At 62.5% G+C, this 22,178-nt stretch carries 27 protein-coding genes; 9 read left to right on the top strand and 18 right to left on the bottom strand.

Annotated elements, in window-relative coordinates; translation table 11 throughout:
- Positions 1-128: 128 nt before the first annotated feature.
- Positions 129-551, bottom strand: a complete 423-nt coding sequence (locus ATY29_RS21075; RefSeq protein ID WP_097537234.1) for an organic hydroperoxide resistance protein — start codon at positions 549-551, stop codon at positions 129-131.
- A 124-nt stretch (positions 552-675) separates the two neighbouring features.
- Between ATY29_RS21075 and ATY29_RS21070 the strand changes: the two genes are divergently transcribed.
- Entirely contained in the window at positions 676-1,161 is a 486-nt protein-coding gene (locus tag ATY29_RS21070) for a MarR family winged helix-turn-helix transcriptional regulator (RefSeq protein ID WP_037092439.1), read from the top strand.
- 42 nt (positions 1,162-1,203) lie between these two features.
- On the opposite strand, the gene ATY29_RS21065 is transcribed toward ATY29_RS21070, so the two are convergent.
- From ATY29_RS21065 to ATY29_RS21010, 11 genes are all read right to left on the bottom strand, one after another.
- The gene (locus tag ATY29_RS21065; RefSeq protein ID WP_003569530.1) at positions 1,204-1,437 is read right to left on the bottom strand and encodes a hypothetical protein; all 234 of its coding nucleotides are present in this window, start codon (positions 1,435-1,437) and stop codon (positions 1,204-1,206) included.
- A gap of 80 nt (positions 1,438-1,517) precedes the next feature.
- The gene (rpsU, locus tag ATY29_RS21060) at positions 1,518-1,754 is read right to left on the bottom strand and encodes a 30S ribosomal protein S21 (protein ID WP_003569533.1); all 237 of its coding nucleotides are present in this window, start codon (positions 1,752-1,754) and stop codon (positions 1,518-1,520) included.
- Positions 1,755-1,809: 55 nt separating this feature from the next.
- Positions 1,810-2,094 (bottom strand): hypothetical protein, encoded by a 285-nt coding sequence (locus ATY29_RS21055; RefSeq protein ID WP_003569535.1) that lies wholly within the window; start codon positions 2,092-2,094, stop codon positions 1,810-1,812.
- Positions 2,095-2,286: 192 nt separating this feature from the next.
- Positions 2,287-2,496, bottom strand: a complete 210-nt coding sequence (locus ATY29_RS21050; protein ID WP_003546468.1) for a cold-shock protein — start codon at positions 2,494-2,496, stop codon at positions 2,287-2,289.
- Between the two features lie 260 nt (positions 2,497-2,756).
- Positions 2,757-3,491: a L,D-transpeptidase family protein gene (locus ATY29_RS21045; protein ID WP_003569537.1), complete on the bottom strand. Its 735-nt coding sequence runs from the start codon at positions 3,489-3,491 to the stop codon at positions 2,757-2,759.
- Positions 3,492-3,665: 174 nt separating this feature from the next.
- Positions 3,666-4,472, bottom strand: coding sequence for a L,D-transpeptidase (locus tag ATY29_RS21040; RefSeq protein WP_037092441.1), 807 nt, complete (start codon positions 4,470-4,472; stop codon positions 3,666-3,668).
- A gap of 135 nt (positions 4,473-4,607) precedes the next feature.
- Positions 4,608-4,817 (bottom strand): hypothetical protein, encoded by a 210-nt coding sequence (locus ATY29_RS21035; RefSeq protein ID WP_025415639.1) that lies wholly within the window; start codon positions 4,815-4,817, stop codon positions 4,608-4,610.
- Between the two features lie 64 nt (positions 4,818-4,881).
- Positions 4,882-5,802 carry an alpha/beta hydrolase family protein gene (locus tag ATY29_RS21030; RefSeq protein ID WP_003569540.1) on the bottom strand — a complete coding sequence of 307 codons (921 nt, stop codon included), beginning with the start codon at positions 5,800-5,802 and terminating at the stop codon, positions 4,882-4,884.
- 119 nt (positions 5,803-5,921) lie between these two features.
- Entirely contained in the window at positions 5,922-7,547 is a 1,626-nt protein-coding gene (locus tag ATY29_RS21025; protein ID WP_025415638.1) for a cisplatin damage response ATP-dependent DNA ligase, read from the bottom strand.
- Positions 7,548-7,820: 273 nt separating this feature from the next.
- Complete coding sequence (locus tag ATY29_RS21015) at positions 7,821-8,831, bottom strand: ligase-associated DNA damage response exonuclease (protein WP_097537233.1); 1,011 nt, start codon at positions 8,829-8,831, stop codon at positions 7,821-7,823.
- A 48-nt stretch (positions 8,832-8,879) separates the two neighbouring features.
- Positions 8,880-9,683 carry an alpha/beta fold hydrolase gene (locus ATY29_RS21010; protein WP_097537232.1) on the bottom strand — a complete coding sequence of 268 codons (804 nt, stop codon included), beginning with the start codon at positions 9,681-9,683 and terminating at the stop codon, positions 8,880-8,882.
- Positions 9,684-9,799: 116 nt separating this feature from the next.
- Here ATY29_RS21010 and ATY29_RS21005 point away from each other — a divergent pair, with 116 nt between their 5' ends.
- The gene (locus ATY29_RS21005) at positions 9,800-10,771 is read left to right on the top strand and encodes a glycerophosphodiester phosphodiesterase family protein (RefSeq protein WP_025415636.1); all 972 of its coding nucleotides are present in this window, start codon (positions 9,800-9,802) and stop codon (positions 10,769-10,771) included.
- Between the two features lie 3 nt (positions 10,772-10,774).
- Here ATY29_RS21005 and ATY29_RS21000 read toward each other — a convergent pair whose 3' ends face one another.
- Positions 10,775-13,072 carry a sensor domain-containing protein gene (locus ATY29_RS21000; RefSeq protein ID WP_097537231.1) on the bottom strand — a complete coding sequence of 766 codons (2,298 nt, stop codon included), beginning with the start codon at positions 13,070-13,072 and terminating at the stop codon, positions 10,775-10,777.
- A 246-nt stretch (positions 13,073-13,318) separates the two neighbouring features.
- Here ATY29_RS21000 and ATY29_RS20995 point away from each other — a divergent pair, with 246 nt between their 5' ends.
- Together ATY29_RS20995 and ATY29_RS20990 are read left to right on the top strand one after the other, a co-directional pair.
- Positions 13,319-14,689, top strand: coding sequence for a TIGR03808 family TAT-translocated repetitive protein (locus ATY29_RS20995; RefSeq protein WP_097537235.1), 1,371 nt, complete (start codon positions 13,319-13,321; stop codon positions 14,687-14,689).
- Positions 14,690-14,788: 99 nt separating this feature from the next.
- Entirely contained in the window at positions 14,789-15,454 is a 666-nt protein-coding gene (locus ATY29_RS20990) for a glutathione S-transferase family protein (protein WP_097537230.1), read from the top strand.
- A gap of 1 nt (position 15,455) precedes the next feature.
- Here the strand turns inward: ATY29_RS20990 and ATY29_RS20985 are convergent, their stop codons facing one another.
- Complete coding sequence (locus ATY29_RS20985) at positions 15,456-16,352, bottom strand: LysR substrate-binding domain-containing protein (protein ID WP_097537229.1); 897 nt, start codon at positions 16,350-16,352, stop codon at positions 15,456-15,458.
- Positions 16,353-16,531: 179 nt separating this feature from the next.
- Between ATY29_RS20985 and ATY29_RS20980 the strand changes: the two genes are divergently transcribed.
- Entirely contained in the window at positions 16,532-16,726 is a 195-nt protein-coding gene (locus tag ATY29_RS20980) for a hypothetical protein (protein WP_097537228.1), read from the top strand.
- Positions 16,727-16,764: 38 nt separating this feature from the next.
- Positions 16,765-17,130: an MmcQ/YjbR family DNA-binding protein gene (locus ATY29_RS20975; protein ID WP_097537227.1), complete on the top strand. Its 366-nt coding sequence runs from the start codon at positions 16,765-16,767 to the stop codon at positions 17,128-17,130.
- Here ATY29_RS20975 and ATY29_RS20970 read toward each other — a convergent pair.
- Positions 17,115-17,633, bottom strand: coding sequence for a GNAT family N-acetyltransferase (locus tag ATY29_RS20970; protein ID WP_025415629.1), 519 nt, complete (start codon positions 17,631-17,633; stop codon positions 17,115-17,117). The two genes, ATY29_RS20975 and ATY29_RS20970, sit on opposite strands and share 16 nt — an antisense overlap.
- Here ATY29_RS20970 and ATY29_RS36435 point away from each other — a divergent pair.
- Together ATY29_RS36435 and ATY29_RS20965 are read left to right on the top strand one after the other, a co-directional pair.
- On the top strand, positions 17,605-17,970 hold the full coding sequence (locus tag ATY29_RS36435; RefSeq protein WP_128398658.1) for a hypothetical protein: 366 nt from the start codon (positions 17,605-17,607) through the stop codon (positions 17,968-17,970). The two genes, ATY29_RS20970 and ATY29_RS36435, sit on opposite strands and share 29 nt — an antisense overlap.
- Positions 17,971-18,084: 114 nt before the next feature.
- Positions 18,085-18,753, top strand: a complete 669-nt coding sequence (locus ATY29_RS20965; protein ID WP_097537226.1) for a glutathione S-transferase family protein — start codon at positions 18,085-18,087, stop codon at positions 18,751-18,753.
- Positions 18,754-18,829: 76 nt separating this feature from the next.
- On the opposite strand, the gene ATY29_RS20960 is transcribed toward ATY29_RS20965, so the two are convergent.
- Positions 18,830-19,450 (bottom strand): glutathione S-transferase family protein, encoded by a 621-nt coding sequence (locus ATY29_RS20960; RefSeq protein WP_097537225.1) that lies wholly within the window; start codon positions 19,448-19,450, stop codon positions 18,830-18,832.
- Positions 19,451-19,715: 265 nt separating this feature from the next.
- Positions 19,716-20,072, bottom strand: coding sequence for a hypothetical protein (locus ATY29_RS20955; RefSeq protein WP_025415626.1), 357 nt, complete (start codon positions 20,070-20,072; stop codon positions 19,716-19,718).
- A gap of 140 nt (positions 20,073-20,212) precedes the next feature.
- Between ATY29_RS20955 and ATY29_RS20950 the strand changes: the two genes are divergently transcribed.
- Positions 20,213-20,968 (top strand): DeoR/GlpR family DNA-binding transcription regulator, encoded by a 756-nt coding sequence (locus ATY29_RS20950; RefSeq protein ID WP_025415625.1) that lies wholly within the window; start codon positions 20,213-20,215, stop codon positions 20,966-20,968.
- A 74-nt stretch (positions 20,969-21,042) separates the two neighbouring features.
- On the opposite strand, the gene ATY29_RS20945 is transcribed toward ATY29_RS20950, so the two are convergent.
- Entirely contained in the window at positions 21,043-22,050 is a 1,008-nt protein-coding gene (locus ATY29_RS20945) for an asparaginase (protein ID WP_097537224.1), read from the bottom strand.
- Positions 22,051-22,178 lie beyond the last annotated feature (128 nt).

Raw genomic sequence — 22,178 nt, 5'->3', positions numbered from 1 at the left:
CAACCAGCTGCCGGGCGGGCGGCCACCCGCCCGGCAAGCATCAATATCCTACATTTTCATCATCCAAGAAGGTGGCGGCAACCGGATGAGGGGCTGGCCGACGACAGCTTCGCCCGTATTTGCTGTGATCAGGCGACCGTGACCGGAACTTCGGTCGAGGTGCGCATGGCGTGGCTGTAGGGGCAGACGATATGGGCTGCAGCTGCGAGCTTTTCGGCGGTTTCGCGGTCGAGACCGGGGATGTTGACCGTCAAGGCGACTTCGATGCCGAAGCCGGTGCCATCTTCACGCGGGCCGATGCCGACTTTCGCGGAGACCGTCGTTTCTTCCGGAATCTTGACCTTCTGCTGGCCCGCGACAAATTTCAAAGCACCGAGGAAGCAGGCGGAGTAGCCGGCAGCGAAAAGCTGCTCGGGATTGGTGCCGGTTGCGCCGTCGCCGCCAAGTTCCTTCGGAACGGTCAGCGTTACGTCCAGAACGCCGTTTTCGGAAACGGCGCGGCCGGCGCGGGCGCCGGTGGCAGAGGCCTTGGTCGTATAGAGAATAGGCATGACGATCTCCTTTGTTGGCCCTTCGATCGGGTTGGACTTTTAATATTGCACAATTAAATTGTACGCAAGTGAATTTTGCAAATTGCATTTCGAATTCGAAAAGAAGACAATCGCAGCCGCAGGGATGATGAATATGAAAGCGCAGACAAAGACGATGGAGATACCGCAGGAGGAGAAGCGGCTGGAAAAGCAGTTATGCTTCGCGGTCTATGCGACAGCGCATGCTTTCACCCGCGCCTACAAGCCGATCCTCGACAAGGTCGGCCTGACATATCCGCAATATCTGGTGATGCTGGTGCTGTGGGAGCGCGGCGAACTGCCGGTGAAAACGATCGGCGAGCAGCTCGATCTCGATTCCGGCACGCTGTCGCCGCTGTTGAAACGGCTGGAGCAGAGCGGGCTGATCAAGCGCCTGCGCGACTTGCGCGACGAACGCCAGGTAATCGTGTCGCTGACCCCGAGAGGTGACGTGATGAAAGGAGAAATCGATACGATCATGACGGCGATCGGCCAAGCCGCAGGCTGTACGCTCGAGGAAATGGCTTCGATGCGCGACATGCTGCATCGGCTGCGGGGCAATCTCGGTCGGGCCGGCACGGGCGGCGACTGACCGCATCGGCCTGGTTCGCCTAAAAGGGTGTACGCCCGAGGCTTAGGGCCGTTTCACAGCAGCCTTGGCCGGTGACCGGCGTTTCTTTACAGGCGCCGCTTCAGGTGCTGCCTCGGCCTCCTGCTGCAGACGCAACGCCTTCAGCTTTTCCGTCTTTTTGTCACGGGCCGACGCCTCGGCCGCGATGATGGCGCGCGCCGTGTGATCGGTCGCCTCAGCCTTGTCGCGAGAGGAAAGCTTTGCGGGATTGAAGAATTCTCCCTTGGTGGCGGTCATGTGCCCCTTTCTCAGGTGATGGTGGCGCGAGCGGCTGCCCACGCCTTTGCGCGTCTCAAAAGACGCGCGACGCTGAAATATCAGCGGGCGCGAAGAACCTTCTTCGGCGCCGGCAGCAGGCCTTCGCGCTGCAGCTTCTTGCGGGCGAGCTTGCGCTGGCGGCGAATGGCCTCGGCCTTTTCGCGAGCGCGCTTCTCGGACGGCTTTTCAAAGGCGCTGCGTGCCTTCATTTCCCGGAACAGGCCTTCGCGCTGCATCTTCTTCTTGAGCACGCGGAGCGCTTGATCGACGTTGTTATCCCTGACGAGAACCTGCAAAACGATATCCTTCCTCTCGGCGGCGAAGCCGCGCTGTGATAGTAAAACGGCGGGACTACTTGCCCTTCCGGATGCTCGAAAACTTCAGCCAAGGCTCGGCGCCGCCGGACTTGGCCACCGCCTCGGGAGACGCCCTGGAGGGCGATTCCCCGGTATCTATGTCGGCCTCGGTGATGCGGCGCTCGAAATTCTCCGCATCGAACTGGACGCGATATTGCACATGCCCGTGGTCATTGGGCAAGATGCTGGCAATCCGGCACCGCTTATCGGCTTTCGCCGTGCGGGTGAGCCCCGATTTCAGCACGATCATGTCGCCGATCTGGTAGTTTGGTCTGCCCATTTCAGCGTTCCTTCACTTCTTCGGCTGCTCAACCGGTCCTTCACAACGGCCGGCGATCAAAGCAAAAAGGCCGGGTTGGCACCCGACCTCTTCCAGTCACTCAGCCATTTCTCTGCCAGTAGGTCGGCTCGCTGCCAGTACATCCGTGGTCAGCGCGCCGCCAGCATCTGGTCAGCACAGGCGAATGACAAATCATGCGGCCTGAAGATTGTCGGCCGAATTCTTGCCCGACTTCTTGTCGCGGACGAGATCATAGCGGATCTTCTGACCTTCAACGAGCTCGCGCATGCCGGCGCGTTCGACCGCTGAAATGTGGACAAAAACGTCCGTAGAACCATCATCGGGCTGAATGAAGCCAAAACCCTTGGTGCCATTGAACCACTTGACGACGCCTGAATTCATAACGATCTCCTTTTCAACCGTTTATGTTCGCCTGCGGAAGAATGTCCGACAAGCCGTATCGATGTTGAGAGGATATCTGACGGAGCGCTTCAGCGCGTGGACAAAGGTCGCAAGCAATTCGATACGCACCATGTAGGATATTTAGCGAATTAAGCAATGGTTTTCTGAAAAATAAATCCCTCGCGAGCGCAAAATGGGCCGCTATCCGGGGGAAAAGGGATCGATCCGAGGCAGCCGGGTGACGGCTGCCTCGGTGACATTTACTGCCAGACGACGATCGGCGCCTTTGTCGGAACGCGGTCGTAGAGATCGATGATGTCCTGGTTCATCAGCCTGACGCAGCCCGATGAAACGGCCTTACCGATCGAGCGCCAGTCGGGATTGCCGTGCAGGCGGTAGAGCGTATCCTCGCCATTCGAGAAGATATAGAGAGCGCGGGCGCCGAGCGGGTTCTTCAGGCCCGGCTCCATGCCGCCGTTGTCGATCGAATATTTGACCAGTTCCGGCTGGCGGGCGACCATCTCGTTCGGCGGCTTCCAGCGCGGCCATTTCTGACGCCACTGGATGACACCCGATCCCTGCCAGGCGAAACCCTCGCGGCCGATGCCGACGCCGTAGCGCATCGCCATGCCGTCACCCTGGACGAGATAGAGGAAGCGCGACGGTGTATCGACGACAATGGTACCGGGCGGCTGACCGGTGGGATCGAGGACGCGCTGGCGATAATAGCGCGGATCGATCTGCTCATAGGGAACGGCGGGGATGAGAAAGCCGCCATCCTCGACAGGGCCGTACATGACGGCAAGCTCTGCGCCACTCGGCACGCTCGACGCCCCCGGCGACTGGAACAGGCGCATCGGCGAACGGTAGATGATCGTGGTATCGCCCGATGTGACCGTATTGGCCGACGAGGCGCAGCCGGTGAGCGCGGAGGCTGCGGTCAATGCCGAAAAGGAAAGAAAGCTGCGGCGGGAAAGATGTCTATCGAAGCTCATGACGCGGGACTGATTTCCTCTGATGCGGGAGCCGGACGAGACCGCGCGTGAGCGGCGATTCGTCCGATGCCGAGAACAACATCAGAAGATCTATCGGCTTGCGCCAAATAAACCATAGCTTCACGCAGACGTGTCCGGCCTTGAGCGAACGATATCAGCAGCGCTGTTGCAGCGCTACATCACAACGATCTCCGCCTTGGCAGGAAGACGGTCATAGAGATCGACGACATCCTGGTTCAGCATGCGCACGCAACCTGACGAGGTGGCCTTGCCGATCGACTGCCAGTCGGGCGTGCCGTGGATGCGATAGAGCGTATCCTGGCCGTCGTGGAATATATACATGGCGCGGGCGCCGAGCGGGTTCTGCAGCCCCGGGTTCATGCCGCCGTTTTCAGCCGAAAAGGCACGAACCTCGGGCTGGCGCGAGACCATCTCGATCGGCGGCGTCCAGCGCGGCCATTTCTGCTTCCACTGAATGACGCCGCGGCCCGACCAGGCGTAACCATCGCGGCCGAGGCCGACGCCGTAACGCATCGCCTTGCCGTTACCTTCGACGAAATAGAGGAAATGCGCCTTGGTATCGACGATCACCGTGCCGGGGCGCTCGGTCGTCTGGTAATCGACTTCCTGGCGCAGGAACTGCGGCTGCACTCGGCTGACCGGGATCGCCGGCAGGGTGAAATCCTCGTCCCGCACCGCGCCATACATCGCCATGTGCACGGGATTGCTGACCGGCAGGCCGTAGGTTTGATGGAACTGGGTCTTGTAGAGTTCACGCGTCTGCGGCACCGGCTGATCGGGGATCGGCCGCACCCGGCGCGGATCGACGCCGGGCGGTTGATAGAAGACCGGCGAGGTTTCCTGGACGAAGCGGGCGGGCGAATCGGCGGCGACATCGGGAATGAGGATGTTGCAGCCGCTCAGCGACGCCGCTGCAATGACGAGCCCGGCAATCGGGAAGACCCGGCGCAGAAAATTCATGGAACCACCCTTATCAACGATCGGCGAGACAGCGATATCTGCCGCGACGATGGCATGCGCGGCTGGCGCGAGGCTGGCGTTGGGGAGGAAAAGCCGGGAGCTAATCAAGTTGCCCGAAGCCAAAGCGGCCACACCTCAGGGCCATCCCCACCGCTTAGCCAAAGCTCCTGCGGTGGTGAACGCGGCAGACAGGAGCATCAGCGGTAAAATCCGCTTTGCATACCAGCCATGCTCGGCCGGAGTCATCTTCAGCAAGTCGGGCCGGCCCGCAATGAGCTGAAGCATCAGCCAAAACATAACTGCAAAGGTCACGCCGGCGGCAACGATAAGTATTTTGCCAATCATGATCAGAAACTACAACTTCCGCTAAATTCATCAATCCGGCAATGATGTTTAGAGGACGCGGAACTCAGGCCGCCACCCCGTGGAAGAAGCGGATGCTCTGTTCGATCTCGGCAGGCAGCGCCGAGGTGTGATTGCCGGCGACGGTGTCGGTCTCGATGTGAATGCCGGCGGCGCGGGCGCGGCGGGCGAGCAGATCGGCGCGGTCGTTGAAATGCGCCTCTTCCGTACCGTGGACGACACGGACCGGGCATTTGAAGCTGTGGGCGTAACACAGCGCTGACCGCACCTCGAATTCATGCGCATTGCTGTCGTCGAAGCGGATATCCTGGGGATAGCGGCTGAAGAAACGGAAAGCGTTGGGATTGCCGGAAATCGGCGCGGCGGCGCGGAATTTATGGGTGCTCATCGCCGTCAGCATGGTCAGCGTGCCGCCGATGCTATGACCGGCGATGAACAGGCGCCCGGGATCGACGCCCGGCAGATGTGCCAAGCGCTCGGTGGCGGCAAGTACGTCGTCGACCTCATCGTAGAAGCCGGAGAAATTGCCCATCTGGCCGTTTTCGCCGCGCAGCGACGGCATCATCACGACGTAACCGGCATCCATATAGGGCTTCATCAATTGCCAATGGCCGGTGCCTATGGCGTTGCCGCCGTGCAGAAAGAGCACGGCCGGCTTGGCCGCGCGCTCGCGCTTGTATTTCGAGACCCAAGCGGCCAGTTCGAGCTCGCCGTAGCCGGAGCGATAGAAGATCTTGTCGGCGTCGGCAGGTGCCGTCAGCGGCTCGTATTTATCGGGCGCCGGGCCCTTCTGCAACAGCTTCGTGCGGAAATGGCTGCGGGCCTTGGCGTAGTCGTGCTTGGCAAGGCGCGGCTCATCCGGAACATCGAAGGCGGCGGCCATCCGCGGCAGGACCAGTGCGCCGGCAAGACCCGCCAGCACGGCACGGCGTTGGCGGAAAAAGGAATTTTGTTCATGCGAGCTCATAACGCATCACCCAAATCATTTTCCCGGCACACAAGATTTGCACCGGAAGATCGTCATCGCCAATACACATCCTGTTGAAATTTTGGCACTGCGTCATTGTTGCGCAGGGGGATCGGAGATTACTCCGGCTTGGCGTCGATCATGGCGATCAGCGTGCGCAACCGATCGGCCTCGTAGGTGGGTTTGTCGGGGCGAAGGCGGGCGATGCGGGGAAAGCGCATGGCGACCCCGGATTTGTGCCGACTCGAGCGGTTGATGCCTTCAAAGGCCACTTCGACGACGAAGCCGAAATCCTTGTCGGCGCGCACCGCCCTCACCGGCCCGAAACGTTCGGTGGTATTGTTGCGCACAAACTTGTCGAGCACCTCGAGCTCGGCATCGGTGAAACCGAAATAGGCCTTGCCCACAGGCACCAGCTGTTCGCCGTCCTCGTCATCGGCCCAGACGCCAAAGGTGAAATCGGAATAGTAGCTCGAGCGCTTGCCGTGGCCGCGCTGGGCATACATCAGCACCGCATCGACATTATAGGGATTGCGCTTCCATTTGAACCACGGGCCTTTCATCCGGCCGGCCTGATAGATGCTGTCGCGCCGCTTGATCATCACGCCTTCGATGACCGGATCGGGCGGCGCGGCGCGGAGACGGTCGAGTTCGTCCCAGGATGAAAAAGGCACGAGCGGCGAGAGGTCGAATCGGTCGTGGGGCGCGCGGTCGATAATCTCGGCCAGCCGGTCGCGGCGATCGACATAGCTGCGGCCGCGAACATCCTCCTCATCATCGAAGAGCAGGTCATAGGTGCGGATGAAGGCGGGGTAGTCGGCCAGCATCTTTGCCGTCACCGTCTTGCGGTTCAGGCGCTGCTGCAGGTCGGAGAAGGTGCGGGTCGGGCTGTTGGAGCGGGCAGTGCCGCCGACCAGCAGCTCGCCGTCGACGACACCGGAAAAATTGATAGCGTCGAGGACATCCGGAAAGGCGCCCGAAATATCGTCGCCGGAGCGGGAATAGATCTTGCGCCTGTCACCGGAGCGGGAGAGCTGGACGCGGATGCCGTCCCATTTCCATTCGGCGGCATAATTGGCGGGATCGAGAGCGTTAAGGTCCCCCTCCTCCACCGCATTGGCGAGCATGACCGAATGAAAGATCGCCGGTGTTGCCAGCACCGGCTTTTCGCCGCCGCCCGCCAGCCATTCGAACAATGTCTCGTAGGGCGGCTGCAGGCCGTGCCAGAGCGTTTCGATCTCGGTGACGTCCTTGTCGCCGAGATCGGCCAGCGCCTGTTTGGCAAGACGGGCGGAAACGCCGATGCGCATGGCCCCGGTCGCCAGCTTGATGAAGGCGAACCGGCCCGATGCATCCAGCCGGTCGAGCAGGTCGCGGACGAAGCTGCGCACCTCGGTGCGGCCGAGCGCATTCATGCCGGTAACGACCTCGCCGAGACGCGGCTGGGAAAGGGCCGAGCGGTCGATATCCCGCTCATTGTCCCAGACGAGCGAGATGGTTTCGGCGAGATCGCCGACATAATCGTAGGAATAGCGGAATAACACCTCGTCCATGCGCTCCAGCACCAGTTCGCGCAGCATGGCGGGCTTGACGTTGCGCACCTCCAGCGTACCAGCGATGGCGGCAAGGCCGTAGCCGCGGTCGGGGTCGGGCGTATCGCGGAAATAATCGGTCAACAGCTTCAGCTTGCCGTTGCGGCTGGGGGTCAGGACGAGACGGTCGAGGAGGTCGGCGAAGGCTTTCATGTTGGCCACCAGGCTTGGGGAGGCCCAATGCGTGCTCCCTCATTCCGGTGCTCGTCACAGGAATCCAGTGCGCCCAAGTCCTTGGGCGCGGGAAACTCTTTGACGTTGCATGAGTCATTCACCGCGCCGACGCGCGGTGGCTGGATTCCTGTGACATCCCTCGGATCAAGTCCGAGGACAGGAATGAGGGACCGAGAGGTGGGCGTCGCTGCCATCTCCAAAGTGGCGGCAAGGTCGGCTAGGGAGGGGTTTTCACGCAGCAAGCAGCTCATCTCAATCCGCCTCATCCTCATACCCCACCAGATGCAACGGTTTAGCCTTTATGCCCTGCAGCTGGCACCAGCGCACCAAGGCCTCCTCGCGGCCATGAGTCACCCAGACCTCGGCCGGGTGCAGCTCGCGGATGGTTTCGGTCAGTTCAGGCCAGTCGCAATGATCTGAGATGACGAGCGGCAGTTCGACGCCCAGCTGTTTGGCGCGCTGGCGCACCATCATCCAGCCGGAGGCGAAGGCCGGTAACGGCTCGTTGAAGCGGCGGGCCCAGCGGTCGGCGAAGGCAGAGGACGGGCCGATGACGACCGCGCCTCTGAAGGCGGATTTGTCGCGGCTTTCGATCGTCGCCGGCAGCAGCTCGCCGAGATCGATGCCCTCGCCGACATAGTAGTCGCAGAGCTTTTCCATGGCGCCGTGGATATAGATCGGTTCGGCATAACCGGCATCGCGCAATAGCCTTATGACGCGCTGCGCCTTGCCGAGCGCATAAGCGCCGACGAGATGGGTGCGCTCGGGAAATTGCCTGAGCGAGGCCAGCAGCTTGCCGATCTCGTCCATCGGATCGGGATGATGAAAGACCGGCAGGCCGAAGGTCGCCTCGGTGATGAAGACATCGCAGGGAACCGGCACATAGGTGGCGCAGGTCGGATCGGGGCGGCGCTTGTAATCGCCGGAGACGACGATACGGGTGCCGTTTTTCTCGATGGCGATCTGCGCCGAACCGAGCACGTGGCCGGCGGGATGAAAGCTCACCTTGACGCCGTTGATGAGCAGTTCCTCGCCGATGGCGGCAGCCTGCTCGCTGGCGCAGAAACCGTCGCCGTAACGCAAGCGCATGATCTCGAGCGTCTGGCGGGTGGCCAGCACGTTCACATGGCCCGGCCGGGCGTGATCGGAATGGCCGTGGGTGACGAGCGCCCGTTCGACAGGCCGCACCGGATCGACATAAAAGCCGCCCTCGGGACAATAGAGCCCTTCGGGGGCGGGATAGAGCAGCGCATCAGGTCTCATAAGGCTAGAGATAGCGGGGAATGGACGCGAGGCCAGTGGGCGCGATCATCAAGGGAGCCTGTGGAGGAAGGACAGCACCGCGGCGTTGAATTCGGCCGGCCGCTGCAGCGGCGCGAAATGGCTGACGCCTCTAAGATATATCATCTCGGCGTCCGGAACGCTGCGGGCAAGATATTCGGCATGCTCCGGCTTGATGAATTCGTCGTGCTCGCCGAGCACGATTGCCACCGGCACGTGAATGCGGCCGAGGTCGGCGGCCTGATAGTTCGGCTCCGTGCGCATCATGAGGCTGACCGCCTCGACGAAGGAATCGAAATCGTCCGGCGTGGCCGACAGTGCCGCATAGTCCTTGGCGTGGCGGCTGAAACAGCGGTCGATGACCGGCGTCGGAACGAATTCCAGCGTGCCGCTCGGATCCATGTTGCAGGCGAAGAAGAAGACGCCCTCGACACGTGAGGGCGCCGTCGCGGCGAGGATCAGCGCGATGCAGGCGCCGTCGCTCCAGCCGATGAAGGCTGCCTTTTCCAGATGCAATTCGTCCATGACCGCAAGGACGTCGGCGGCCATCAGCTCATAGCTATAGGGACTGATATCGCGGGTGCTGCGGCCATGGCCGCGGCTGTCGATGAGCACGACGCGGCGGCCGCTGTCGATGAGCGCCTGGAGCTGATAGCCCCAATTGCCGCTATGGCCGAGGCCGCCATGCAGCAGGATGACGGCAGGGCCGGCCCCGTAGCTCGCATACCAGATGCGGGCGCCGTCGCGTCCGAGATGGCCTTCAACAGAAGCCGGCGGCAAGGCGGCCGCGCCCTGTTCTTCGAAACGGATGAGCTCGTCGTCGTGCGGTTCCATAGCGGCATCTTCTCCTTGGAATAGACTCGGGCGTAGAAAAGCCTGAAAACAGCCCAAGAACAACCAGAATCGCTTTCTAGCTGTTGCGCCCATCTATGCAACCAGGAGGGGCGGCATTGGGCAGGAAGCTTTTTTATTGCGCCGGGGCAATCGCGCTCGCCGCGGCCGGCATCTATCTCAACAACACCAGCCTGCTCGCCGAGCATCGTCCAGGAAAGCCTGTGCTGCTTGCCCATCGCGGCATTGCCCAGCGGTTCGACGAGACCGATCTGAAGAACGACACCTGCACGGCCGCCCGCATGCTGACGCCGAAACATGATTATCTCGAGAATACCATCCGCTCGATGCAGGCAGGCTTTGCAGCCGGCGCCGATATTGTCGAGATCGACGTGCATCCGACGACAGACGGCGCATTCGCCGTCTTTCACGACTGGACGCTCGACTGCCGCACCGACGGGCACGGGGTCACCCGCGAGCATTCGATGGCTGACATGCGCAAGCTCGACATCGGCTACGGTTATACCGCCGATGGCGGCAAGACCTTTCCCTTTCGCGGCCGCGGTGTCGGCATGATGCCGACGCTGGCCGAGGCGCTTTCGACCTTTCCGGATCGGCGCTTCCTCATCAACGTCAAGAGCCGCGATCCTTCCGAGGGCGAAAAACTCGCCGCCGTGCTCAACGGGCTTCCGGCCACACGGCGGGCCGACATCATCGTCTATGGCGGCGACGAGCCGATCGATGTCATCCGTCGGCTGGTGCCCGAGATCAAGACCGCCTCGCGCAAGAGCCTGAAAGGCTGCCTCACCGGCTATATCGGCTATGGCTGGACCGGCGTGCTGCCGGATGCCTGCAAACACGCGATGATGCTGGTGCCGATCAACATTGCGCCATGGCTCTGGGGCTGGCCAGACCGTTTTCTCAACCGGATGCAGAATGCCGGAACCGAGGTCTTCGTGCTCGGCCCCTATCGCGGCAGTGATTTTTCCACCGGCATCGACGATCCCGCGCTGTTGGCGCGGCTGCCGGCGAATTATGCGGCGGGCATATGGACGAACGAGATCGAGGCGATCGGCAGCCGGGAAAAATAAGCGTCAGAGGCCGCGCGCCCGCAGCAATGCCGGGATCTCCTCCGGAGGGACGGGCTTGGAGAAGCGGAAACCTTGCGCCTCTTCGCAACGCGCGTGACGCAGGAAATCCATCTGGGCGTCGGTTTCCACACCCTCGGCGAGAACCGAAAGCTTCAGCGTCTGCGCCAGCGAAATCACCGCCGAGGCGATGGCGACGGCGGTTTTGTCGCCCGGCAGCGCCTCGACCAGCGAACGGTCCATCTTCAGCCGGTCGAAGGGGAAGGTCTTCAGCGCCGCGAGGCTCGAATAGCCGGAGCCGAAATCGTCGATCGACAGCCGAACGCCGAGCGCCCGCAGCTGTTCCATCATGGCAAGGGCTCGTTCGGCATCCTGCATCACCACGCTTTCGGTGACCTCCAGCTCCAGCCAGCGCGACTGCAGGCGATGGCGCTCCAGCGCCTCGGCGACGTGGCTCGCAAAATCCGGATCGGCGAACTGCTTGGCCGAAACATTGACGGCGACGGTCAGCGGCGGCAGGCCCATATCCTGCCAGTGGCGGGCTTGGCGGCAGGCCTCGTTCAGCACCCAGAGGCCGAGGGGAACGATGAGGCCGGTCTCTTCGGCGAGCGGGATGAAATTGATAGGTGGCACCCTGCCCTTGGCCGGATGGTTCCAGCGCACCAGAGCCTCGATGCCGGTGATGCGGCCGCTGGCGACATCGACCTGCGGCTGATATTGCAGGAACAGCTGGTCGCCGGTGATCGCCTGGTGCAGTTCTTCCTGTTCGCCGAGCGGCATTCCCACCGGCGTGCCACCACCATCGTAATGCTGCAAGGTGTTGCGGCCGAGCTCCTTGGAGCGATACATGGCGCGGTCGGCATTGGCGAGAAGCTCTTCCGAGGTCGCGCCGTCGAAGGGGAAGGCGGCAACGCCGATGCTCGAGGTAACGGCGATTTCGCCGCCATCGCTGGGGATCGGCCGGTTGATCGCCTTCTGCAGCTCGCGCAGGCGGCGCGTGATGCCGGCATCGTGGCTCGACTGGTGAACGAGCACCACGAGGAATTCGTCGCCGCCGAGACGCACCACCATATCGGAAGCCCGGACGCTGTTGGCCATGCGGGCGGCGATCTCTTTCAGCACCTCGTCGCCGGCGGCATGGCCGCGGCCGTCGTTGATGTCCTTGAAATTGTCGAGGTCGATATAGGCGACGGTGACCTTGCGGGTGTGGCGCCGGGCCTGGTCGAGGATATTGGCCAGCCGCTCCTTCAGGAAGGCGCGGTTCGGCAGGCCGGTAAGATCGTCGTGATGGGCCATGAAATGGATGCGATCGTCGACACGTTTGCGCTCGATGGCGATGCCGGCAATGTGGGTGGCGAGCGCCACCAGCTTCATCTCATGCTCCGTCGGGCGGCGGACTTCCCTGGAATAGAGGGCGAAAGTGCCGAGCACATTATTCTCAGAGGTGGCGATCGGGGTCGACCAGCAGGAACGGAAGCCGAAGGGCGCGACCAGCGCGCGAAAATCCTCCCACAGCGGATCGCTCATCACATCCTCGACGATCACCGTCTGGCCACGCCAGGCGGCGGTGCCGCAGGAGCCGACCTTGGGACCGATGGTAACGCCGTCGATCAGCCGGCTGTAGCCGCCAGGCAGGTTGGGGGCAGCGCCGTGATAAAGCCTGGTGCCCTCGCCGTTCAGCAGCAGCACCGATCCGTCGATGCCGGTCAGTTGCGCCTCGATCATCAGCACCAGCGCCTCGAGGATCATCGGCAGCGGCTCGTTGCGGGCGATCATTTCGAGCAGGTTCGCCTGCTCGCAATGGAGATCCTCCTGGCGCTTGCGTTCGGTGATATCACGGGAAACGCCGATCAGGCCGACGACCTCGCCGCGATCGTTGCGCAGCGGTATCTTCGAGGTCAGCCGGCATATCGGCCTTTTTCCTCCGGGAAGGACATAGCTTTCCTCCATGTCGATGCAGGCTTGCCCCGTCGCCATGATCTGTTGCTCGATATCGAAATGGTGGCGCGCCGTCTCGAAATCAAACAGATCGAAATCACGTTTTCCGGTGATCAGCGCAGCGCTCTCCAGGCCGAGGCTGCTGGCGGTGACGGCGTTGGCGAAGACGAAGCGGCTGTCACGATCCTTGACATAGAGGAAATCCGGAAGTTCGTGGACGATTGCCTTGAGGCGCAGGTTCTCGATGCCGTCGGAGAGGTGATGGGCGGTCGAGGCCATCATCGCCTCCGTCGCGGCGACGATCCGCCGCGTTTCGGCCGACAGGGCATCGGTCGATTCCCATCGCCTGGCACTCGGTTCGTACATGCTGCCATTCTCCCCGGTGGGCCGAAGGCCCACACCCCGCACAATCACCCCGTAATATTCCCTTCAAAGTAGTCCCCATTCCCTTCGGCTTGCTTAAATGAAAGGGTGAACAAGGCGACAAGATCGGCGGCGATATCCTGCCCTTGGCCGGGGCTACAACCGCAATTCCGGCCGCCTGCGCCAGAAAGAGACAGGCGCGTCTGGCACGTTTTGTGCTACCGAGGCGCTATGAGCAGAGAATTCGGAATGCCTTCACGCCGCGACATGCTTTTCTTTCTCGCAGCCGCGGCGGTTGCGGGAGGTTCAGCGCCGCGCGCGATTGCTGCGCCGCTGGCGGCTGCCGGGCAACCGGATCTGCGCGGCGCAATCGGCGCGGTGGAATATCGCGCCATTCCCGAAAGTGGCGACCGCAAGACCCGCAACCTGCAGCAGATGATCGAACAGGCGGCGCGCGAAAACGTGCCGGTCTACCTGCCGCCTGGCACCTACAAGGTTTCCAATCTCACCCTGCCCGACAATACCCGCATCACTGGCGTGCCCGGCGCCTCGCGCATCGTCTACACCGGCGAAGGTCACCTCTTCTCTGCGGAGAACCTGCGCCGCATCGAGCTTTCCAACCTCGTCATCGACGGCGGCAACCACTGGCTCGGCGACTATGCCGGCGGGCTCGTGCAATTTACCGGCGTCGACGAGGTGCTGATCGACAATTGCGAGATCGGCGGCAGCCGCAAACACGGATTGCAGCTGGAGCGCTGCGGCGGGCGGATCGAACGCAGCCGCGTTTCGGGTGCGGCCCAGGCCGGGCTTTATGCGGTCGATTCCGCCAATCTTACGGTCACCGGAAACACGATCACCGATTGCGGCAATGGCGGCATCCTGGTGCATCGCTGGAACAAGGCCGAGGACGGCACGGTGGTTTCCGGCAACCGCATCTCCAACATCCGCGCCAATGACGGCGGCACCGGCCAGAACGGCAATGGCATCAACATTTTCCGCGCCGACGGCGTGATGGTGGTGAACAACCACATTTCCGACTGCGCATTTACGGCGATCCGCGCCAATTCGGCCTCGGACATCCAGATCAGCAACAACCAGTGCCGGCGCTCCGGCGAGACGGCGATCTATGTCGAATTCGCCTTCGAGGGCGCCGTCGTTTCCGCCAACATGATCGACGGGGCGGCGAACGGCATCTCGATCGCCAATTTCGACGAGGGTGGCAGGCTGGCGACCGTCATCGGCAACGTCGTGCGAAACCTGACACTGAAAGGCCCCTACAAGCACGAGGTCGGCTTCGGCATCGGTATTGCGGCAGAGGCCGATACGCTGATCTCGGGCAATGTGATCGAAGGCGCACCGCGCTGGGGCATGCAGATCGGCTGGGGTCCCTATCTCCGCAATGTCGTCGTCAGCGGCAATGTGGTGCGCCAGGCGCCTGTGGGATGCGCCGTTTCGGTCGCCGATGGCGCAGGCACCGCCGTCATTACCGACAACGTCTTCCAGGAAACTGCCGAAGGCGCCGTTCTCGGCTTCCAATGGGAAAAGAAAGTGTCGGACGAGATGGCGGGCGGCGGCGCGCCTTACAAACAGCTGACCGTCGAGCGAAACCGCATCTCCTGACGGGTATCAAAAGCTTTTATCGTCCCATCAGCGGCAAGGACTTTTCCGCAGCCGCTGCGGCCTCTACCCTGCCCGGCAGTTGCATCGAGGGGATAAGAAATGCTGACAATCTACGGGGTCTATCGATCGCGGGCATCGCGCGTCTACTGGATGGCGGAGGAGCTCGGGCTCGAATTCCGCTCGGTGCCGGTGCTGCAGGCAAGGCGGCTCGCAGACCCGCTGGCAGCAGAAGCGCCGCTCAATACGCAATCGTCCGATTTTGCTGCCGTCAACCCGATGGCGCAGATCCCCAGCATCAAGGACGGCGAATTCGTCATGCACGAGTCGCTGGCGATCAATCTCTACCTCGCCCGCAAACATGGCGGGCCGCTTTCCGGTCAAACCGTCGAAGAAGACGGATTGCTGACCATGTGGACCGTCTGGGCCGCCGCGCAGGTCGAACCGGAGACGGTCAAAATCGTCCTGACCTATGATAACGGCCTCGAAAACAGCGATGAGGGCAAGCAGGTGATTGCCGTCGCCTGCCGCGCATTGCGCCGGCCGTTTGCGGCTCTCGAAAGCCACCTTGCCGGCCGGCAGTGGATCGTCGGCGATCGCTTCACCGTCGCCGATCTTAACATTGCCGAGGTGCTGCGCTACGCCCAGAGCGAGGCGGCGCTGTTCGATGCGCATCCGAACGTCAAGGGCTGGATCGAACACTGCCAGTCACGCGCCGGCTATAAGGCAATGCAGGCAAGCCGAGCCAGGGAACCGATCGAGGTGTGAGTTACCGGAAAAGGGTCAATGTGCCGGCCATTTCCTCGCGGATCCAAGCCTTGAAATCCTTGACCTTCTTCGGTTCGCGCGTGCCTTCGGCAGTAACGAAGTAGTGACCGAAGCCGGTGCGCGCGCGAATGCCGAAGGGCGCCGCTAGCCGGCCTTCGGCGAGCGCGAAGGCGGCAAGGGTCTGCCAAGCAAGCATGACGCCCTGGCCGGCGATCGCCGCATCGAGACAGAGCGAGGCATCGTTGAAAACGTGGCGCGTCGCAAGCGTCGCGCCCGACAGCTCCGCCTCGCGCATCCAGACTTCCCAGGTGAACATGGCAGGGCCATCGATGATCGCCGGCAAAGCGAGGATATCGGCAGGCTCTTTCAATTGCGCCGCCATCTCGGGCGAACAGACGGGAAAGACCTCCTGCTCCAGCAACAGTTCGGCTTTCACGTCAGGCCATTTGCCGGCACCGACGCGGATGCCGATATCGACGTCGCAAAGGGCTGGATTGACGAGGTTGCTGGTTGCATCGAGCCGCAGCTTGATGTCGGGGTGACGCTCGGCGAAACGATCGAGGCGGCAAACCAGCCAGCGGGCAGCGAAAACCGGCGCCACCGAAATGGTCAGGATCGTGTCGTCCTTGCGGTTTGCGATCGACACCGCTGCGGAAAGACGGGCAAAACCCTCGTCGAGCGCCAGGAGCACCGGCCGGCCGGCTTCAGTGGCGATCATTCCCCGGGCGGTGCGCTCGAACATCACCTGGCCGAGTTGGGCTTCGGCCTTGATGACCTGCTGGCTGACGGCGCCGACCGAGACGCCGAGCTCGTCGGCGGCTGCCTGTAGCGAGCCGAGACGACCGACAGCCTCCAGCGCCCGCAGGCCGTTGAGATGGACGGAATTCAAGTTCTTCATATAGTTTTTCTATAGCAGCGCCGCCGTAATCTCAATTGAAAATCCGCCTGCAGAAGCCGACATTGCAAGCATCGGTAATCCCGCTTGAACGCTGGCCGTCAGCGAAGCGGGGATAGCACAAATCGGCGTCAGCCGCCGGCGGTCACGATCCCGCACCGTTGGAGAAAGCGAGGCATGCCATGTCGTTGCTGAAGTTTTTCTTGAAGCCAACCCTTGCCATGGGCGGTGTCGACATCGCTCCAACCTGGAAAGACGACCCGCTGCGGCATCCCGAGGTCGAGCGCATGTCGCTGCGCGAAATCGCCGATCTGCCGCTGGGTGCTGAGACCGGTTTTCTTGCCGAGGGGAAGCCGCCGCTGGCGAAATGCGCGTGAATTCATGCTAGATTTCGCCCGGTGGAAAGGCGGGAACAATGGCCGGTGACGTCGATGCGACCTTTGAACGGCTGAAACGGCTGGTGGCCGAAGCCGGCCTGGCCGATGTCGAGGAAAGCACCTCCTATGGCAACCCGGCTCTGAAGGTCGCCGGCAAGAGCTTCGTGGCGATCAAGAACGCCGAGACGATCGTGATTTCGATTTCGCTCGACGACAAGGATCGTCTGCTAGAAATGGCGCCCGACATCTACTTCCAGACCGACCATTATGTCGGCTGGCCGTATCTGCCGGTGCGTGCGGCCATGATCGGCGACGAGGAATTGCGGTTGCGGTTGATCGGCGCCTGGCTGAGGCGGGCGCCGAAGAAGCTTGCCGCGCGGTTTGGACATCAGCCCCGATTATAGGCCGGCACCTGCTCATCGGCAGATGCCTGCCAGCAGATCACCAGACCGTCTTCGGGATCGATGCGCTCGCCGGTGCGGATGAATCCGTTGCGTTCGAGGACACGCTGGGAGCCGATGTTTTCCACCCCGGTCTCGGCGGAAAGCAGCCTCACCCGCGGGTCCTTCCGCGCCCATTCGAGCAGCTCGCCTATCGCCCGCGTCGCGCATCCACGCCGCTCACGGCTGGGCGCTACCCCATAGCCGATGTGGATTTCGCCGTTCTCGGGTGTGCGAATGACGGAGCATAGCCCGACGATCTCACCCGCCTCGACAATCATCCAGGCCGACGGGGTAAACTTGGCGCCGATCTCGGCGGCGATCCTCGCCAGCATCTCCAGAATCTGCGGCGGCGCGACGACGCTATCGGAAACCAGGCGGGTATTTGCGGGCACGAAGCCTTTCAGCAACGCGTCGAAATCATAAGCAGACAATTCGATGATCATATTCTTCTCGACATTGGACATGCGCCAGCTTTGGCGCTCAAGGCCGAGCAGCGAGATCAGAGCATTTATTCCAGATTCCGCGCGCAAACCGCTGCGCATTTTTGCAGGAACTGTTTGGCTAGCGGAAGCCGTGCCTGTCTCGTCCGCCCCGGCCGGTGCGTTCTGGGTGTTTTGCGACGGCAAACAAAGGCATTCTCCTGTTAAACACATGGCTTCGGAAGAGCTTGTGTGGATCGATACTGAAGCGGAGCTAGATGTTTGTCCAGGCTTTGCAGATCGGCTGATTTGGCGTTCACAATTGCAATGGCTGGAGGATCTGCCGACAATCGGAGGGCTTGTGAAACTGAATCTAATCTGACCCGCGAAGATTATCGCGAGCATCGTGTCGGAATCGCGTTTCGCCGGCCGTCTTCAAGCCACATGACGCCTTAAATCGGCATCGATCTGAGGATAAATCTATAGGGAGGAAGCGATGACGATTACCATTACCGCCTTTGAATGCTCGCCCGATCGCGGCCGAGGTCTGGCGCGCGACATGCGCGTTCGCTGGGCGCTCGAAGAAGCGGGGCAGCCCTACGAGGTTCGTCTCGTTTCGTTCAAGACGATGAAGGAGCCCGCGCATCTGGCGCTTCATCCTTTCGGGCAGATTCCGACCTATGAAGAAGGCGATCTCGCTCTGTTCGAGTCCGGAGCGATCGTGTTTCATATCGCCGAGCGCCATGCGGGCCTGCTGCCGGAGGATGCGAATGCCCGGGCGCGCGCTGTCACGTGGATGTTTGCCGCGCTTAATACAGTGGAGTCACCGATCTTCGAGCGCAGCCTCGCCACCATCCTCGAGCGCGACGAACCCTGGTACGAGAGGCGCCTCAGCGTCCTCGATGACAGCATCCGCAAACGGCTGGGGAGCCTTTCCACTCGCCTTGGCGATGCCGACTGGCTCGATGGTGCGTTCAGCGCCGGCGACTTGCTGATGGTGACGGTGCTCCTTAGGGCGCGAGCATCGGGTCTATTGGAGGAATATCCGAACCTTGGCGCCTATGTGGCCCGCGGCGAAGCCCGGCCGGCCTATCAGCGCGCTTTCGCGGCCCAGCTGGCCGTGTTCACCGCCGCATCGGCCGCTGACAAAGGGCCGGTTACTTAGACAGTTGTGACCCCAAGCCGCGGGCCGCCAATTCGGATACCGTCCCTACCTAGCCCGTTCCGGCCCGAGCGAAGCATCAGCCCCGATCGTAAGCCAGCGCCCGCTGGACGGCGGGGCGCTGCAGCATGCGGGCGTGGTGGTCGGTGACCTTTGCGAAGCGGGTGGGATCGACGCCGTCGGATGGCAGCCAGTCGGTCATGACGAAGAGATAGGGATCGGCGAGCGAGTAGGTCTCGCCCATCACCCACGGGCCTTCGAACATCTTCTCTTCGATCAGCGTGAAGCAGTCAGCCATATTCTGCGGTACCTTGGCCTTCATCGCCTCGAGTGCCGCCGGCTCGTCGGCCCAGCGGGAGCCGCGCGGGCGATGGGCATGGTTCACATGCACGGTCGAGCATAGATAGCTGTTGAAGGACTGCAGCCGCGCCATTTCGAAGGCATCGCCGAGCGGCGCCAGTTTGGCGCCCGGCGCGCTTTCTGCGATAAAGCCGAGGATCGCCGGCGTTTCCGTCAGCACGCCGCGATCGGTGACCAGCGCCGGCACCCGGCCCTTCGGATTGATCTGCAGATAGTCCGGCGAACGCTGCTCGCCATTGGCAAAGGTGAGCTTGCGCGTTTCGAAGGCGAGCCCCGATTCTTCCAGGGCAATCAGGCTTGCGAGTGCGCAGGTTCCCGGCGCGTAATACAATGTCAGCATGGTTCTCGTCTCCCTTTCGGGAGTTGGTATAGCGCAGGGAGGCGTGCGGCGGAACCGGGGAGATTGCCTCGCCTTTCGGCAGCCGGACAATGATCGGCGTGCCGTGCGGCAGCCCCTCATCCGGCTGCCGCCACCTCTCCCCGTTTTACGGGCAGAAGGGAACATGCCGCGTCCTCTCGGTTCCCCGCAGATCTCGCGCTGGGTACGTCCCCTCTCCGTTTTACGGGGAAAGGGCTAAGGTGAGGGGCAGCCTCGGGTCCGCTGCTCAGCTGCAACCCGGCACATCCTCCAGCCGGTGCCAGACCGGGATGCCGCGTTCCCTGGCGATGCGCACGTCGTTGTCGGCGCCCTTGGAGTCGCCCGGCAGCCGCAGCACGCCCTCGCAGAGCTGCAGCAGCCGGCCGGCGACCGGGTGGAAGATCTCTTCGTAGAGCGCATCGCCGACCGACTTGCCGCCAGCGGCCTGCCAGATCGGCAGCGCCACCCATTCGCCGATCATCGGCACGTGGCCGGCAGCAAACAGCTTATGCGAGGGTTCCTCCAGCCGCTGCAGGTTGGCGGCCATCTTCTCCGGGTCGTCGCCCGTTCCCGACCTGTAGGGCCCGGCAATTAAAATCAACATGATCCACTCCATCTCCGCTTCATGCGCGGGCACATCCCGGCCTCATGCACGGGATGTCGTGAAAACGCACGATATTTCTTGAATGTCGAGTCAATTCGTGCAAGATCATGCCATCTCGTTCAATTTCGCGCGGAGAGACCATGTTGACGACGCAGCGCAAGGCCCTGATTCTCGACATCCTGCGCCGTGACGGCCAGGTGATCGCCAAGCGCGTCGCCGAGGATTTTTCGCTTTCGGAAGACACAATCCGGCGCGATTTGCGCGAGATGGCGGCGGAGGGGCTGCTAAAACGCGTGCATGGCGGGGCAATGCCACTTTCGCCCGATCTGCCCGATTTCACCGCGCGGCGTAGCGTCTCGTCGGAAATCAAGGCGCGGCTCGGGGCTGCTGCGGCGGCGATGGTCAGGCCGGGGCAGATGATCTTTCTCGACGGCGGCACGACAACGGCGGAAATCGCCAGGCACCTGTCGCGCGACATGCCGCTGACCGTCGCCACCCACAGCCCGACGATCGCCGCCGAGCTGGAACACCACCCGACGGCCGAGGTGATCCTCACCGGCGGGCGACTCTACAAACATTCGATGGTGGCGACGGGGGCAGCAGCAGTTGCAGCGATCTCGCAGTTGCGCCCCGACCTGTTCTTCCTCGGCGTCACGGCCGCCCATCCGGTGCACGGACTTTCCACCGGCGATTTCGAGGAAGCGGCGATCAAACGCCATATTGCCGGCTGCTCGGCCGAAACGCATGTGCTGCTGACGGAGGAGAAGTTCGACCTCGTCTCGCCCTGCCCGGTGCTCGGTATATCCGAAGTGGCGGGGCTGATCGTGCCAGCTGAGATGCCGGCCGAGCGGCTGAAACCTTATCGCGATCTCAATGGCACGATCGCTGTGGCGTGACGGTGCTGCTGGCCGCCCTGCCCTTGCGGCATGCGGAAACCATGGTCACGCCACCGGCGAATTCCGCCCCCTGCTTATGCGGTCAGGGCGGAAGTGGCCCTGATATCGCCGACATGGATGCCATTCCAATTGCGCATCGAGGTGGCGGCAAAGCCCATCAGCGCGGCATGCACCTCACTCTCAGTCTCAGAGAAACGGGCGAGTGTCGCAGCCACCATGGCTTCGGCGGCGCGGGTCGTGCCGTCCTCGCATTTCAGCGCGATGGCGATGCCCTTTTCCGGGATCGCGGCGCAGAAGACGCCCTCGGCGCCTGTTTTAACGAAGATGCGGCCGGGGGCGATCTGCATCAGCTCCGTGCAGGCGCGGCCGGTGCCGGCAACATAGAAGGGCTCGGCCATGCAGGCCTCGATGAGCCGGCGGGATGCTTTGGCGCGCAAAGGTTCCAGGCCGACCCCGGTCGCCATTTTGGCGAAGCCGTGGGCAAGGCTCTTGAGCGGCACGGCATAGGTCGGAATGGAGCAGCCGTCGGTGCCGCAGCTCTCTGCGCCGAGCACGGCGCCGGTCAGGCTTTCCATCACCGCGCGGATTTCGACCTGCAGCGGGTGCTGGTAGCCGACATAACCCTTCGGATCGATATCCCTATGGCAGCAGGCGCAGATGAAGCCGGCATGTTTTCCCGAGCAATTGTTGTGCAGCGCGGTCGGCACATCGAGCGTGCGGACCTGATGGATCAGGACCTTCTGGCTCATCGACCAATGGGCGCCGCATTCCAGCGCTTCGGCATTTCGGCCGGCCCGCGATAGCATGGAAGCGGCAAGCGCCACGTGTTCATCCTCGCCATTGTGCGAAGCGCAGGCAAGCGCCAATTCCTTGTCGCCGAAGCCATAGGCGTCGGCCGCACCGCTCTCGATCAGCGGCAACGCCTGCATCGCCTTGCAGGCCGAGCGCGGGAAGACGGCGGCCTCGATGTCACCCAGCGAAAAGACGAGCTTGCCATCACCATCGACAACGGCCACCGCGCCGCGATGGCGGCTTTCGACGAGCAGGCCGCGGGTAACTTCGACGGTGACGGGATTGGTCATTGGTTCTTATCCGGATGCTGGCGGGATGCGGCAGGCATAACGCGTCGCGACGCGAAAGCCAACGGGGTTTAGGTGACGCCGGAATTCGGGCGACGACCGCTGGTTGATGAGGCGTGGATGCTCGGCTC

Source organism: Rhizobium hidalgonense (assembly GCF_002914525.1).
GTDB classification, from domain to species: Bacteria; Pseudomonadota; Alphaproteobacteria; order Rhizobiales; family Rhizobiaceae; genus Rhizobium; species Rhizobium hidalgonense.
This window is presented reverse-complemented; position numbering and strand designations above follow the sequence as displayed.